The 14,167-nt window shown below is 72.1% G+C and carries 12 protein-coding genes; 2 read left to right on the top strand and 10 right to left on the bottom strand.

Annotated features, from left to right (window positions below):
• Positions 1-55 precede the first annotated feature (55 nt).
• The 4 genes from AB0I66_RS29870 to rpe all read right to left on the bottom strand — a co-directional run bounded on the left by AB0I66_RS29870 (position 56) and on the right by rpe (position 2,794).
• Entirely contained in the window at positions 56-409 is a 354-nt protein-coding gene (locus tag AB0I66_RS29870) for a barstar family protein (RefSeq protein ID WP_363211035.1), read from the bottom strand.
• The gene (locus AB0I66_RS29865; protein ID WP_363211034.1) at positions 406-816 is read right to left on the bottom strand and encodes a ribonuclease domain-containing protein; all 411 of its coding nucleotides are present in this window, start codon (positions 814-816) and stop codon (positions 406-408) included. Before AB0I66_RS29865 ends, AB0I66_RS29870 begins: the two co-directional genes overlap by 4 nt.
• A 56-nt stretch (positions 817-872) precedes the next feature.
• Positions 873-1,871, bottom strand: a complete 999-nt coding sequence (locus AB0I66_RS29860; protein WP_363211159.1) for a sugar-binding domain-containing protein — start codon at positions 1,869-1,871, stop codon at positions 873-875.
• Between the two features lie 236 nt (positions 1,872-2,107).
• Positions 2,108-2,794 (bottom strand): ribulose-phosphate 3-epimerase, encoded by a 687-nt coding sequence (gene rpe, locus AB0I66_RS29855; protein WP_363211033.1) that lies wholly within the window; start codon positions 2,792-2,794, stop codon positions 2,108-2,110.
• 132 nt (positions 2,795-2,926) lie between these two features.
• On the opposite strand from rpe, the gene AB0I66_RS29850 reads away from it, so the two are divergent.
• Positions 2,927-5,113, top strand: coding sequence for an MMPL family transporter (locus AB0I66_RS29850; RefSeq protein ID WP_363211032.1), 2,187 nt, complete (start codon positions 2,927-2,929; stop codon positions 5,111-5,113).
• Here the strand turns inward: AB0I66_RS29850 and AB0I66_RS29845 are convergent.
• Both AB0I66_RS29845 and fmt read right to left on the bottom strand, forming a co-directional pair.
• Entirely contained in the window at positions 5,087-6,535 is a 1,449-nt protein-coding gene (locus AB0I66_RS29845) for a transcription antitermination factor NusB (RefSeq protein WP_363211031.1), read from the bottom strand. The two genes, AB0I66_RS29850 and AB0I66_RS29845, sit on opposite strands and share 27 nt — an antisense overlap.
• 34 nt (positions 6,536-6,569) lie before the next feature.
• Complete coding sequence (gene fmt / locus AB0I66_RS29840; RefSeq protein WP_363211030.1) at positions 6,570-7,514, bottom strand: methionyl-tRNA formyltransferase; 945 nt, start codon at positions 7,512-7,514, stop codon at positions 6,570-6,572.
• Between the two features lie 363 nt (positions 7,515-7,877).
• On the opposite strand from fmt, the gene AB0I66_RS29835 reads away from it, so the two are divergent.
• Positions 7,878-8,426 carry a hypothetical protein gene (locus AB0I66_RS29835; RefSeq protein ID WP_363211029.1) on the top strand — a complete coding sequence of 183 codons (549 nt, stop codon included), beginning with the start codon at positions 7,878-7,880 and terminating at the stop codon, positions 8,424-8,426.
• A 314-nt stretch (positions 8,427-8,740) separates the two neighbouring features.
• Here AB0I66_RS29835 and AB0I66_RS29830 read toward each other — a convergent pair whose 3' ends face one another.
• The 4 genes from AB0I66_RS29830 to rpoZ form a co-directional block, all read right to left on the bottom strand.
• A complete protein-coding gene (locus AB0I66_RS29830) occupies positions 8,741-10,897 on the bottom strand; it encodes a primosomal protein N' (protein WP_363211028.1) in 2,157 nt (718 codons plus the stop codon).
• 123 nt (positions 10,898-11,020) lie between these two features.
• Positions 11,021-12,229 carry a methionine adenosyltransferase gene (gene metK, locus AB0I66_RS29825; protein ID WP_363211027.1) on the bottom strand — a complete coding sequence of 403 codons (1,209 nt, stop codon included), beginning with the start codon at positions 12,227-12,229 and terminating at the stop codon, positions 11,021-11,023.
• A gap of 304 nt (positions 12,230-12,533) precedes the next feature.
• Positions 12,534-13,763 carry a bifunctional phosphopantothenoylcysteine decarboxylase/phosphopantothenate--cysteine ligase CoaBC gene (gene coaBC / locus AB0I66_RS29820; protein ID WP_363211158.1) on the bottom strand — a complete coding sequence of 410 codons (1,230 nt, stop codon included), beginning with the start codon at positions 13,761-13,763 and terminating at the stop codon, positions 12,534-12,536.
• A gap of 124 nt (positions 13,764-13,887) precedes the next feature.
• Complete coding sequence (rpoZ, locus tag AB0I66_RS29815; protein ID WP_005319902.1) at positions 13,888-14,160, bottom strand: DNA-directed RNA polymerase subunit omega; 273 nt, start codon at positions 14,158-14,160, stop codon at positions 13,888-13,890.
• Between the last annotated feature and the right edge of the window lie 7 nt (positions 14,161-14,167).

Below are 14,167 nucleotides of genomic sequence, written 5' to 3'. Positions count from 1 at the left end.
CCGCGAGAGCCCTGGTCGGATCCTCCAAGATCAGCCCGCGGCGGTCACTGTCCGCTCAGGCACGGGTGCCGAGCGCGAGAACGATCTCCAGGCCCGAGCCGCGCTCCCTGGCGTACTCCACCGCGTCGGTGAAGACCTCCTGGGCGACGATCCACTCCTGGGGCGCCGCTTCGGCGTACCCCTGCCAGCCGGTGACGACGAGCAGCCGTCCGGGTGCGCGCCCCTGGTCGGTGAGGCAGTCGGCGAGGGCATCCCAGTTCCGGCCGAACCAGTCGGGCAGGTCGAGCGCACGGGCGCAGCGGTCCATGAAGGCGGCCTTGTCGCGCACCCCGCTCAGGTCGAGCGAGACGGTGCCGAGCCCGGCGGCCCGTACGGCCTCCAGGACGGGTGCCAGCGGTTCGGGCGTCATCTCAGTACCGCCTTGAAGGACGCGTAGTGATCGTCCGTGTAGTAGGTCTCGTCGCCGCTCCCGGTGACGATCCGCCGTGCGCCCCGGTCGCGTTCCCCGGGCGTGCGCACGGTGTACTCGCGATAGTGGCCGCGCCGCTGCTTCGGCAGCTCGCCCTCGAAGTTGCCGAAGACCGACCCGTCCTTGGCGTACGTGAAGGGCCCGCCGTCATCGATGAGCCGCAACGTCCGCCGCGCCTCGGCGGGCAGCCGATCGGCCCGCACGGTGGCCATGCCGTGCGGCGCCCAGGCGGGAGCGGACGCGCTGCTCTCGGCCTCCCCGCCACTGTCCGAGGAACACCCGGTCAACAGCACGGCGAGACAGACGAGCAGCGCCCCCAGCACACGGGGAACGAACCGGGTCAGCATGCGGCAGATGCTGCCACAGGACCCCGCGCGACCAGCCACAGCGCGCCCGCGGGCGGTCAGCTCCCGTCCGGGTCCGCCCGGTCGAGCGCGGGATGCGGCGTGTGCCCCATGACCATCAGCTGATCCGCGGCGGCCGTGTCCGTCACCAGGCTGGTGACGAGCCCGGACCGAAGCACCGCGTCGATGGCGGCGGCCTTGCGCTGTCCGCCCGCGATGGCGACGACCTCGGGAATCCGCCGAAGCCGGTCGGCCTCGACGGTGATGCACCGCTCCCCCAGGTCCCGCCCGACCCGACGCCCCTCGGCGTCGAAGAGGTGCGCGGACATCTCGGCGGCGACTCCCAGCGAGGCGTAATGCGCCCGCTCCTCGTCGCTGAGCATGTCGTGGACGGTGGAGATGCCGGGCTCCCACGAGCCGATGGACACCGCGGCCACGGTCACCTTGTCGAAGTACTCGAAGGCGCGGGCGATGCCCGTCTGGTTGCGCAGGGCCGCGGCGGTGGCCGGGTCCGGCAGGAGCATCGGCGCGTAGATGGGGTGGGCCTCGCCGCCGGAGACCTGCGCGGCACGCCGCACGGCCTCGACGGAGCCGCGCTCGGCGGTCCCGGCGTCGTACACACCCGTCAGCTGCACCACCGTGCACGGCGGCAACTGGTCGAGGGCGGCCGCCATGTGAATGGTCGAGCGCCCCCACGCGAGGCCGAGGACATCTCCCTCGGTGACCAGCTCGCCAAGGAGATCGGCCGCCACCTCGCCGAGGTTCTCGGGGTCGGGCGACTCGTCGATCTCGTCGGCCGGGGCCGGCGACTCGACGACGACCGCGTGCCGCAGGCCGTAGCGGGCGCGCAGCGCGTCCGAGCGCTCCGCGTCCAGCTCGGCGGGCACACGGATCTCGATCCGTACGAGGTCACGCTCCAGGGCCGTCTCAAGGACCCGGGCCACCTTGAAGCGGCTGACGCCGAACTCCTCGGCAATCTGGATCTTGGACTTGCCCTCGAGATAGAAGCGGCGGGCCATGGCCGCCGCCTGCACCAGCTCCGCGGGTCCCATCCGCATGGCTGACCGGCCGCCCGTCGACACGACGGTCTCCTCACTGTCATTTCAAGACTGTCATTTCAAGCAACTGCTGTTCACGCGTTCACACGCATACGCATTCACACGCATTGGTGCGGCTTCGCGCACATTGCCACGGCTTCTCGCGCATTGCCGCAGCGCAACCAGGGTTCGCGTTCATCCTTGCAGATCCGGCGTACTTGATCAGCCCTGTGGGGCTGCGTTCACGTATCCGTGGCTCAGTGGCCGCATGCCCAGGCCGCCGAGGACGTCGCGTCGGCCGCCTGGGTGCGCAGTGCACGTACCGCCGCTGCCGGGTCGTCGGCCCCGTAGACCGCGGAGCCCGCGACGAAGACGTCGGCGCCGGCCTCGGCGCAGCGCTCGATGGTCGCGGCCGAGACGCCGCCGTCGACCTGGAGCCAGAGTTCGAGGCCGTGCTTGCTGATCAACTCACGGGTACGGCGGATCTTGGGAAGCATGATGTCGAGGAACGCCTGGCCGCCGAAGCCCGGCTCGACCGTCATGATCAGCAGCATGTCGAGCTCGGGGAGCAGGTCCTCGTACGGCTCGATGGGGGTCGCGGGCTTCAGCGCCATGGAGGCGCGGGCGCCCTTGGCGCGGATCTCGCGGGCCAGGCGGACGGGAGCCGCGGCCGCCTCCACGTGGAAGGTGACCGATCCGGCGCCCGCTTCGACGTACTGCGGCGCCCAGCGATCGACGTCCTCGATCATCAGATGGCAGTCCAGCGGTGTGTCCGTCGCCCGGGCGAGAGACTCTACGACCGGCACCCCAAGGGTGAGGTTGGGAACGAAGTGGTTGTCCATCACGTCGACATGGAGCCAGTCGGCACCTTCGACCGCCCTTGCCTCCTCGGCAAGACGGGCGAAATCGGCGGACAGGATGCTGGGGTTGATCTGCGCGGCCATGCCCCAAGACTGCCATGCCCGGCGCTCGTTGCCTTGCGCGGTCCGAAGCGTGGGCCGACGGGCTCCACTGACCATGGACCGCGTGCCATGCTGGGCGGTCCACCGGCACCACGTGAGGCAGCGGGGGCAGCCATGCCAGACGAACGGGCGGACGGACAGCGCACGGCGGGCCGAGGAGTGGCCTGGCTGGTGTGCGGGCGGCGCACCAAGTGGCTGGTGGTGCTCTTCTGGCTGGTGGTGATCGTCGCCGCCGCTCCGCTCGCCCAGAAGCTCACGGACGCGCAGGACAACCAGGCGTCGTCCTGGCTGCCCGGTTCCGCGGAGTCCACCCAAGTCCTGGACATCTCCGAGGACTTCAGGCCCGAACAGATCCCCGCGATCGTCGTGTACGCCCGTGAGGGCGGGCTGACCGTCGCGGACCGGGCGCGGATCGCCGAGGACGTCAGGGAGCTCAAGGAGCTGAGCGCGCACGGCGTGCGCGGCCAGGAGGCCCGCGGTCCCGTCTTCGACACGAAGAGGCCCCTCGACGCCGAGGCCGCGCAGGTCCTCGTCCCCATCACCATGGACGAGAAGGGCTGGGAGCGGATCGCGCCGGCCGTCGACTCCATTCGCGAGCTGACGGGCGAGAGCACCGGCGGGCTCGCGGTGCACGTCACCGGTCCCGGCGGCACATCGGCGGACTTCTCCGAGGCCTTCGAGGGCCTCGACTCGACGCTGCTCCTCGCGGCGGCCGGCGTCGTCGTCGTGATCCTGCTGATCACCTATCGCAGTCCCATCCTGCTGATCGTCCCGCTGATCTCGGCGGTCGTCTCCCTCTTCACCGCGCAGGCGCTGATCTATCTCCTCGCGGAGCACGCGGGCCTGACGGTCAACGGCCAGAGCGCGGGCATCCTCACGGTCCTCGTCTTCGGGGCGGGGACGGACTACGCCCTGCTCCTGGTCGCCCGCTACCGGGAAGAGCTGCGCCGCCACGAGGACCGGCACGAGGCGATGCAGCTGGCCCTGCACCGGGCGGGTCCCGCGGTCATCGCGTCGGGCGCCACGGTCGTCGTCAGCATGCTGGTGCTGCTCACCGCCGACATGAACTCGACCCGAGGTCTGGGGCCCGTCGCGGCGATCGGCGTCGCGGTCGCCCTGATCGCGATGCTGTCGCTGTTCCCCGCGCTCCTGGTGGTCTGCGGCCGGTGGCTGTTCTGGCCGCTCGTCCCGCACAACGGCTCCGAGGAGCCCACCGAGCGCGGCTTCTGGGCGCGCACGGGCGGCCGCATCGCCCGCCGCCCCCGCCTGACCTGGAGCATCACCGCGGTGGCGCTCGCGGCCCTGGCGCTCGGCATGACGCAACTGCGGGCCGAGGGACTCAGCAACGCGGACTCCTTCACGGACAAGCCCGACTCGATCGTGGGCCAGGAGGTGCAGGCCGAGTACTTCGACGCGGGCAGCGGCGACCCGCTGGTGGTCGTGGCGAACGAGGGCCAGGGCGACGAGGTCCGCGGTGCGGTCGCCCGCACGCGCGGGGTGGTCCCGTCGAGCATCGTCGTACCGCCGGGCACGAAACCGGAGTACGAGGGCAAGGTCCTGTTCGAGGTGACGACCACCGACGCCACCGACAGCGAGGCGGCCAAGCAGACCGTGGAGCGGGTGCGCGACGCGGTGCACGCGGTACCCGACGCGGACGCGCGGGTGGGCGGCAACACCGCGGCCATCCTGGACATGGACCGCGCCACGACCCACGACAACAAGCTGGTGATCCCGCTCGTCCTCGTGGTCGTCCTGCTGATCCTCGCCCTGCTGCTGCGCGCCCTGATCGCGCCGCTGATCCTGATCGCGACGGTCGTGCTCTCCTTCACCGCCGCGCTGGGCATCAGCGCGCTCGTCTTCCGTCACGTCTTCGACTACGCGGGTGAGTCCACGGACTTCCCGCTCTTCGTCTTCGTGTTCCTGGTGGCGCTCGGCATCGACTACAACATCTTCCTGACGACCCGCATCCGTGAGGAGGCGGGCCGCCAGGGCACCCGTGCGGGCGTGCTGACCGGCCTTTCCGCGACCGGCGCGGTGATCACGTCCGCGGGCCTGGTCCTCGCGGGCACCTTCGCCGCGCTCGGCACGCTCCCGATGGTGGGGTTCGCCGAGATCGGCTTCGCGGTCGCGGTCGGCGTCCTGCTCGACACCTTCGTCGTACGGTCCGTCCTGGTCACGGCGTTGTTCCTGGACGTGGGCCCGAAGGTGTGGTGGCCGCACGCCCTGAGCAAGGACCCGGCGGCCCCCCGCACACCGGCTCCGGCGAAGGTCTCCTCAGGCGGTCCGCCGGATCAGCGCTAGGTACATCGCGTCCGTGCCGTGCAGATGCGGCCACAGCTGCACGTCGGGGCCGTCACCGAGCGCGGGAACGCCCGGCATCAGCGGCCGCGCGTCGATGAGCTCGGCCCCCTCGTGCTGCTTGAGCACGTCGTCGACGACGGCACGCGTCTCCGCGAGGTGCGGTGAACAGGTGGCGTACCCGACGACGCCCCCGATGCGCACGGACTCCAACGCCGTACGCAGCAGGCCGCGTTGCAGCGGCGCGAAGCCGTCCAGGTCCTCCGGGCGGCGGCGCCAGCGGGCCTCGGGGCGACGGCGCAGGGCGCCGAGTCCCGTGCAGGGCACGTCCATCAGGACACGGTCGAAGGTGCCGGGCTGCCACGGCGGCCGGGTCCCGTCGGCGGCGATGACCTCGTACGGGCCCGGGTTGCCCCGCAGGGCCTGCGCGACGAGACGGGCCCGGTGCGGCTGCTTCTCGGCGGCGAGGAGGGCGGCGCCCCGCCCGGCCGCGAGACCCGCGAGCATGGCGGCCTTGCCGCCGGGCCCGGCACATCCGTCGAGCCACTTCTCGTCGCGCCCCTCGACCGGGGCGTTCGCGAGTGCGATCGCGACGAGCTGGCTGCCCTCGTCCTGCACTCCGGCCCGGCCCTCGCGCACGGCCTCGATGGACCCGGGCTCGCCGCCTTCGCTGAGCCGCACGGCGTACGGGGACCAGCGCCCCGGCAGCGCGGACTCCTCGCCGACCACGTCGAGGAGTTCATCGGCGGTGGTCCGTCCGGGCCGCGCCACGAGCGTCACCTCGGGCCGCTCGTTGTCGGCCTCCAGGAGGTCCTCGATGCCCGCACGACCACCGCCGAGCGCGTCCCAGAGCGCGGAGACGACCCAGCGGGGATGCGAGTGGACGACGGCGAGATGGTCCTCGGCGTCCTCGTCGTAGGGCGGCGCGACCTTCTCCACCCAGCCGTCGAGATCGTCGGCGGCGACCTTGCGCAGCACCGCGTTCACGAACTTGGCCCGCCCGTCACCGAGCACCACACGCGCCAGCTCCACGGAGGCGGAGACGGCGGCATGCGTGGGGATGCGCGTGCCGAGCAACTGGTGCACGCCCATGTTCAGGACGTCGAGGACCGGCGGGTCGACCTCGCGCAGCGGCCGGTCGATGCAGGCGGCCACGATCGCGTCGTACGTCCCCTGCCTGCGCAGCGTCCCGTAGACCAGCTCCGTGGCGAGCGCCGCGTCACGCGCGTCGAACTTGTCGGCGCCCTCCTTCTCGCGGGCCTTGCGCAGGAGCGGCGGCAGGACGAGGTTCGCGTAGGCGTCCCGCTCGTCCACGGCCCGCAGCGCCTCGAAGGCGAGGAAACGGACAGGGTCCTTCTTGGGACGGCGGTGGGGCTTGCCGGGCTTTCCCTGCTTCTGGGGACGCCGGCTCGGCTGGTCGCTCAAAGGTGCTCCGCTATTGGATGGGGGCTGAACCTATTCAGCGTACGTCGGTGTCGCCGAGCCGCTCGCCCGGGGCGATCCGCACCCCGCGCGCCCAGTCGGCACCGCGCATCGGCTTCTTGCCCTGCGGCTGGACCCAGAGCAGCTCCACGGCGTGCGAGCCGGTGCCGACGTACACGTTGTTCTTGGCGGCGCCGAGCTCGCCGGGCGCGAGGTCGGTGCGGTCGGCGACGAGCGCGGACTGGATGATCTTCAGCCGCTCCCCGCGGAACACGGACCAGGCGCCGGGCGCCGGGGTGCAGCCACGCACGACCCGGTCGACGCGGAGGGCCGGAGCGGCCCAGTCCACCTGGGCGTCCTCGACGGTGATCTTCGGGGCGAGGGTGATGCCGTCGGCGGGCTGCGGCACGGCCTTCAGGGAGCCGTCCTCGATGCCGTCCATGGTGGCGGCGAGCAGGCCGGAGCCCGCGAAGGCGAGGCGGGTGAGCAGGTCACCGCTGGTGTCGGTGGGCCTGACGACCTCGGTGACGGTCCCGTACACCGGTCCGGAGTCGAGCCCCTGCTCGATCAGGAACGTGGAGGCACCGGTGATCTCGTCGCCCGCCATCACGGCGTGCTGCACGGGCGCGGCACCGCGCCAGGCGGGCAGCAGCGAGAAGTGCAGGTTGACCCAGCCGCGGGCCGGGACGTCGAGGGCGACCTTGGGCAGCAACGCGCCGTAGGCGACGACCGGGCAGCAGTCCGGCGCGATCTCGCGCAGCCGCGCCAGGAAGTCCTCGTCGCGCGGCTTCACGGGCTTGAGCACCTCGATGCCGGCCTCCTCCGCACGCTGGGCGACGGGGCTCGCGACGAGTCTGCGGCCGCGGCCCGCGGGGGCGTCGGGCCGGGTGACGACGGCGGCCACCTCGTGCCGGTCGGAGGCGATCAGGGCGTCCAGGGCGGGGACGGCGACCTCGGGGGTGCCTGCGAAGACGAGCTTCATCGGTGGCTGTCGGCCTCTCGGGGCGGGAAGGTACGGAAAGGTACGGAATGAGTTGCAGGAAGGCAGGAAGGTACGGGAAGCACACCAGTCTATGAGCCGCACCGCCGGGCCGCTCTCCGCGGGGCGGCGGGCGCCCGCCCTCTCGTCCCGGCTCCGCCCTCATCACACCGCTTGCCTCCCGTCACCCCCGCAGCATGACGGCCTGCACGGGGGCGTACGCGCGGCCGTGCGCCCTGTGCATATGCGCACACGCCCCCGCACCGTGACCCCACACGAACTAGCGCGTTGGTCAAGAAAGAGTTGACCACAACGGGCCGCGACAGCGGCCCGATCCTTTTCAACGCCGGTTCGAGAGGCTTGTTCATGGCCGACCACGCAACCCACGACGCCCAGGCACGGGCGAGCCTGCACCTCCTGGTTCGGGACATCGAGCGGGTCCGCCGGCAGGTGGACGCACTGCGTACGCTCACCGCCCAGCTCGGCAACGTCTACCGCCCGCGCCGCTCGAGCCCCTCCGCGGGCTTCGTCGTGTACGGGCGTGCCCCCGCCCCGACCGTCCGCCTCGCCCAGGAACTGCGGGACAGCGTCGAGACGCTGGTGACCGCCGCGGTGGACTTCGACCGTTCGCTGGGCTTCTCGTGGGACGCGGTGGGTTCCGCCCTCGGGGTCACCAAGCAGGCGGTGCACCGCCGTTATGGAGCCCGCAGGGCCACGACCCAGGCGGCGGCGGAGGCGGAGCGCGCCACGGAGACGGTCCCCGCGGCCACGGCCGCCCGTCCCCCGGTGCCGGTCGGCGCCCCGCTCCCCTCGGTGCCCGCGGCCCGCGCGATGCCGACCCAGCCCACGGCGGGCAGCCCCGCCCTCCGCGAGGACCCCCGCCCCAACATCTTCCCGGGCCCACGCAACGGCTGACCACGGCAAAGCGGCGGCTGTCTCCACCGGTACCCCCCCGGCGAGGACAGCCGCCGCCGTCGTTCCCCACTGAGGCCAGGCATCACCCCCGCACCCGCGTTGTGGGCAGGCGCCACAGCCCGCCGCCGTTGTGGGCAGGCGTTCCGCAGGGCGGAACGGGTGGGCACAACACCGAAGCCGCCGCGCGCCGGGAATAGAGACGGCAAGCCAAACCCGGGGAGCCCCGCGCAGCGGAAAGCCCCGCGCAGCGAAAGCCCTCTGCCCGCACAGGCGGAGAGGAGACCTCTCCCCGGCGGGAAGCCGGGCCGAGACCCCTAGCCGATGTCCAGCGGGTCCACCCGGATCCGCACCAGCTCCCCACCCCCGGCGCCCCGCGCCATCCGCGCGGCCTGAGCCACCTTCAGCGAAGCGGCAAGCGCGGCCCCGCTCCCCGGCGGCACCCGGATCAGCACCCGCTCCCACCGCTCCCCGACCGGCGCCGCACCGGCCCGCCGCGCGGGCCCTGGCCCCGCGTCCGGCACGGGCACGGGTCCCAACACCGCAGCGTCCGAAGGGAGTTCGGCGGCGGCGAGGAACCCGGAAAGTGCCTCCGGAGTCCCCGCGACCGAGGCCATCCGCGACACGGGCGGAAATCCCAGCTCGGCCCGCTCGGAAAGCTCCCGTACCGCATGCCCCACGGGATCCCACCGCACCAGGGCCTGCACCGGCCGCAGCGTCGGTTCGGCGACGACCACCACGGTTCCGCCGACTCCCTGGGGCCGCACCAGCGCGGAAGCCGCGATCCAGCGCCGCAGCGCCTCCTCCCCGGCCCGCAGATCGGGCCGGCCCAGCATGGCCCAGCCGTCAAGCAGGAGCGCCGCCGCATAGCCGCTACCCTCGGCGACCGGCTCCGCCCCGGGCGTACTCACCACCAGCGCGGGCGTACCCGCCACGGTGTCGAGGACCTGCTCCCGCCCCGACGTCCGCACCGGCACCGCGGGAAAGGCCCGCCCCAACTCCTCTGCCGTACGCCGCGCACCGACCACCTGCGCCCGCAGCCGAAAGCTCCCGCACTCCCCGCAGTGCCAGGCACCTTCCTCCACCCCGCACCAGCCGCACCACAGCCCGCCGCCGTCCCGCGCCTCCAGCGGCCCCGCGCAGTGCCGGCACCGCGCGGGCTCCCGGCACCTCTCGCACGCGAGCCGGGGCACGTACCCCCGACGGGGCACCTGGACCAGCACAGGCCCGTGCTTGAGGCCTTCCCGTACGACATTCCAGGCCAGCGTCGGAAGCCGCGCGGCCCGGGCCGCCTCGTCCCGGGCGAGGTCGCCGTCCCCCACGGTCCGTACGAGCGGAGCGGCCCCCCGCACCTGCTCCCGATCGGCGACCAACGGCGCCGCCCACCCGCTCTCCACGAGCTGCGCGGCCTCGACCGTGCAGCTCCAACTCCCCAACAAAAAGCCGCACTTGTCCCGCGAAGCCCGAAGCTCAAGCACTTCGCGCACATGCGGAAAGGGAGCATTGTCATCGCTGTGACTGGCATCGCCGTCATCCCAGATGACGACGAGCCCGAGGTCCCGCACGGGGGCGAACATCGCGGCCCGCGTACCCACCACGGCCCGCACCGCACCACGCCGCACGGAGAGCCACTCCCGATACCGCCGCTCCTGCCCCACGTCAGCGGTGAGCAGCGCATGCTGCCCCGCCCCCATCAGCTGGGTCAACGCCGCGTCGACCCGCGCCGCGGGCCGCCCGGCAGGCACGACGACCAGGGCCCCGCGCCCCGAAGCGAGAGTCGCCTGCACGGCACGCGCGATCTCCTCGGCCCACTCGGGCCCGGGAAGCGCGGTCCACACGGCCCGAGGCGCACCCCCGGAGGCCAGCGCCCCGAGGAAATCCGCCCCGTGCCCGTACCGCCGCCAGGTCCCCGCCTCCGGCGCGGAGGGAGGAGGCGGAGCCTCCCCCGCCTCCCGCGCCTCGGCCCGCGCGTGCCGAGGCGGAACCGCCAGCTGCAACACATCGGCAAGGCTGCCCGCATACCGATCGGCCACGGCACGCGCCAGCCCGAGCAACTCCCCGTCCAGCACAGGCTCGGGCGACACGACCTGCGCCAGCGCGGCCAGGGGCCCGGAGTAATCGGTCTCGGCCACCCGCTCGACGAGAAACCCGTCGATCAGGCCCCCACCCTCACGCCGCCCACCGCGCACGTTCCGCGCCCCGGCCCCGAACCGCACCCGGACCCGCACCCCGGGCTGAGCCTGCTCGTCCAACTCCTCCGGCACCGCGTAGTCGAAGTACCGGTCAAGGTGCAGCACGCCCTTGTCGACCAACACCCGGGCCACCGGCAGACTCTTCGCCAACGCGGCCCCCCGCCACGTCCGCGGCTTGGCCCGCGGCACCTCGGCCTTGCGCACCGCTTCCCGAATGAGCGCAAGCTGCTCCGGAGGCTCGGCCCCGCCGCCCCCCTCAGACTTCCGATTCTCGCTGCTCACAGCAGCATTCCTACCAGACCCCACTGACACGACCACGAGTCCGATGCGGGCCACGGCACGACGAAGCCCGGCACCCCCACCAGGGGCGCCGGGCTTCGTCAGAACCGGTCGGGCCAGGGAGCCTTACAGCCCCGCAGCCTTCCGCAGCGCGTCCACGCGGTCCGTGCGCTCCCATGTGAAGTCGGGGATCGCGCGGCCGAAGTGGCCGTACGCGGCGGTCTGCGCGTAGATCGGGCGGAGCAGGTCCAGGTCGCGGATGATCGCGGCCGGGCGCAGGTCGAAGACCTCGGAGATGGCGGCCTCGATCTTGTCGGTGTCGACCGTGGCCGTGCCGAAGGTCTCCACGAACAGGCCCACCGGCTCGGCCTTGCCGATCGCGTACGCGACCTGGACCTCACAGCGGGCGGCGAGGCCCGCTGCGACGACGTTCTTGGCGACCCAGCGCATGGCGTAGGCGGCCGAGCGGTCGACCTTGGACGGGTCCTTGCCGGAGAAGGCGCCGCCGCCGTGGCGGGCCATGCCGCCGTACGTGTCGATGATGATCTTGCGGCCGGTGAGGCCGGCGTCGCCCATCGGGCCGCCGATCTCGAAGCGGCCGGTCGGGTTGACCAGGAGGCGGTAGCCCTCGGTCTCCAGCTTGATGCCGTCCTCGAGGAGCGCCTTCAGCTCGGCCTCGACCACGAACTCACGGATGTCGGGGGCCAGGAGCGAGTCCAGGTCGATGTCCGAGGCGTGCTGCGAGGAGACCACGACGGTGTCGAGACGGACGGCCTTGTCGCCGTCGTACTCGATGGTGACCTGGGTCTTGCCGTCGGGGCGCAGGTACGGGATGGTCCCGTTCTTGCGGACCTCGGACAGGCGGCGCGAGAGACGGTGCGCGAGGTGGATCGGGAGCGGCATCAGCTCCGGCGTCTCGTCGCAGGCGTAGCCGAACATCAGGCCCTGGTCGCCGGCGCCCTGCTTGTCGAGCTCGTCCTCGTCGCCCTCGACACGCTTCTCGTACGCCGTGTCGACGCCCTGCGCGATGTCGGGGGACTGCGAGCCGATGGACACCGAGACGCCACAGGAGGCGCCGTCGAAGCCCTTCTTGGAGGAGTCGTAACCGATCTCGAGGATCTTGTCGCGCACCAGCTGCGCGATCGGCGCGTACGCCTTGGTCGTCACCTCACCGGCCACGTGCACCAGGCCGGTGGTGATCAACGTCTCCACGGCGACCCGGGATTTCGGGTCCTCACGCAGAAGGGCGTCGAGAATGGTGTCGCTGATCTGGTCAGCGATCTTGTCGGGGTGACCCTCGGTCACAGACTCCGAGGTGAAGAGACGGCGGGACACATCGCTCCCTGTGGTTGCAGCGGCTGCTGGCTGATCATTGGTGGACGGCCGGGAGCTGCGCCCGGCGTCGTCCGAGACCAGTTTATCGGTCGCACTCGGCCGCCGGACCACGTGTCTCGCCACTTGGGAGCGCTGTGACCTGCGGCACTGCATTGTGCGGTACGACGATCCTTCTCCACCAGAGGGCCTCACGCCCGAATTTCCCGGGTTTGAGGCGTCCAGTGGGGCGATTGTGACATTTGAAGCGTGGATTCCGCCCCTGTTCCGCCGTGGTTTCGGCAGGGGTTTCTTCCGGGGGCCATCGCTATTTTTTCGGGAATTCCTCGGCGGGCCTCGTCAGGCGTTCCGCGACGAGATCCCAGACCGTGTCCGCGAGCGCTTCTTTGGGACCGTACGGAACCGGGGTCTCGCCGCCGTCCGCACCGAGCACGACCGCCTCGTTCTCCTCCGAGCCGAACGTTTTGCGCTCGCCCACCTCGTTGACGACGAGCAGGTCACAGCCCTTGCGCTGCAGTTTGGCGCGGCCGTTGGCGAGCACGTCGTCCGTCTCGGCGGCGAACCCGACGACGATCTGGCCGGGGCGCGGCCGCTCGCCGGCGATCTCGGCGAGGATGTCGGGGTTGCGGACCAGGGCGATCGGGGGCTGCTCCTGGCCGTCCTTCTTCTTGATCTTCCCGGTCGCATACGTCTCGGGCCGGAAATCGGCCACGGCGGCCGCCATCACCACGGCGTCGGCGTCCGCGGAGGCCTTCAGCATCGCCTCGCGGAGCTGGATCGCGGTGCCCACGGGCACGAGGTCGACGCCCGCCGGCTCCGGCAGCGCCGGGTTCGCCGAGACGAGCGTGACGCGGGCGCCCCGGGCCGCGGCACTGCGGGCCAGCGCGTACCCCTGCTTGCCGGAGGATCGGTTGCCCAGGAAGCGGACCGGGTCGAGCGGCTCGCGCGTCCCGCCCGCGCTGACGACGACGTGCCGCCCCGCGAGGTCCTGCCCGAGGTCGCCGCGCGCCAGGACACGGCGTACGACCTCGAAGAGCTCCACCGGGTCGGGGAAGCGGCCCTTGCCCGTGTCCACGCCCGTGAGCCGGCCGACGGCGGGCTCCACGACGAGGGCGCCGCGGCGGCGCAGCGTGGCGACGTTCTCCTGCGTGGCCGGGTGCTCCCACATCTCCGTGTGCATGGCGGGCGCGAAGATCACCGGACAGCGGGCGGTGAGGAGGGTGTTCGTCAGGAGATCGTCGGCGAGGCCGTGGGCCGCCTTGGCCATCATGTCGGCCGTGGCGGGGGCGACGATCACGACGTCGGCGGACTGGCCGATCCGCACGTGCGGCACCTCGTGGACGGATTCCCACACCTCGGTCGAGACCGGGTTGCCGGACAGCGCCGACCAGGTCGCCTCGCCCACGAAATGCAGCGCCGACGCGGTCGGCACGACGCGTACGTCATGACCCGACTCGGTCAGCCGCCGCAGCAGCTCACAGGCCTTGTACGCGGCGATTCCGCCGCTGACCCCCAGTACGACCTTGGGCTTGCCCACGGTGACGGTGCCTCCCCGCACTTGTGATCCCCGTATCCGGGGACGTACGACTCCATGACACACCACAGGCCCGGCAGTCGCGCTGCCGGGCCTGTGGTGAAGAACTGCAAGAAAAGAACGGCGACTACTGGGCCGGGCCCTCGATGGCCTCGGACGTCAGCAGGCCCGCGTTGATCTCGCGGAGCGCGATGGAGAGCGGCTTCTCATGGACGTGCGTGTCCACCAGCGGGCCGACGTACTCCAGCAGGCCCTCACCGAGCTGCGAGTAGTACGCGTTGATCTGGCGCGCGCGCTTGGCGGCGTAGATCACGAGGCTGTACTTCGAGTCGGTTGCCTCGAGGAGCTCATCAATCGGCGGGTTGATGATGCCCTCGGGCGCAGTGATGGAAGAGGACACTCTCTGC

The organism is Streptomyces sp. NPDC050439 (assembly GCF_040655335.1).
Classification (GTDB): domain Bacteria; phylum Actinomycetota; class Actinomycetes; order Streptomycetales; family Streptomycetaceae; genus Streptomyces.
The sequence above is the reverse complement of the archived record's forward strand: the minus strand, read 5'-3'. Positions and strand labels throughout refer to the sequence as shown.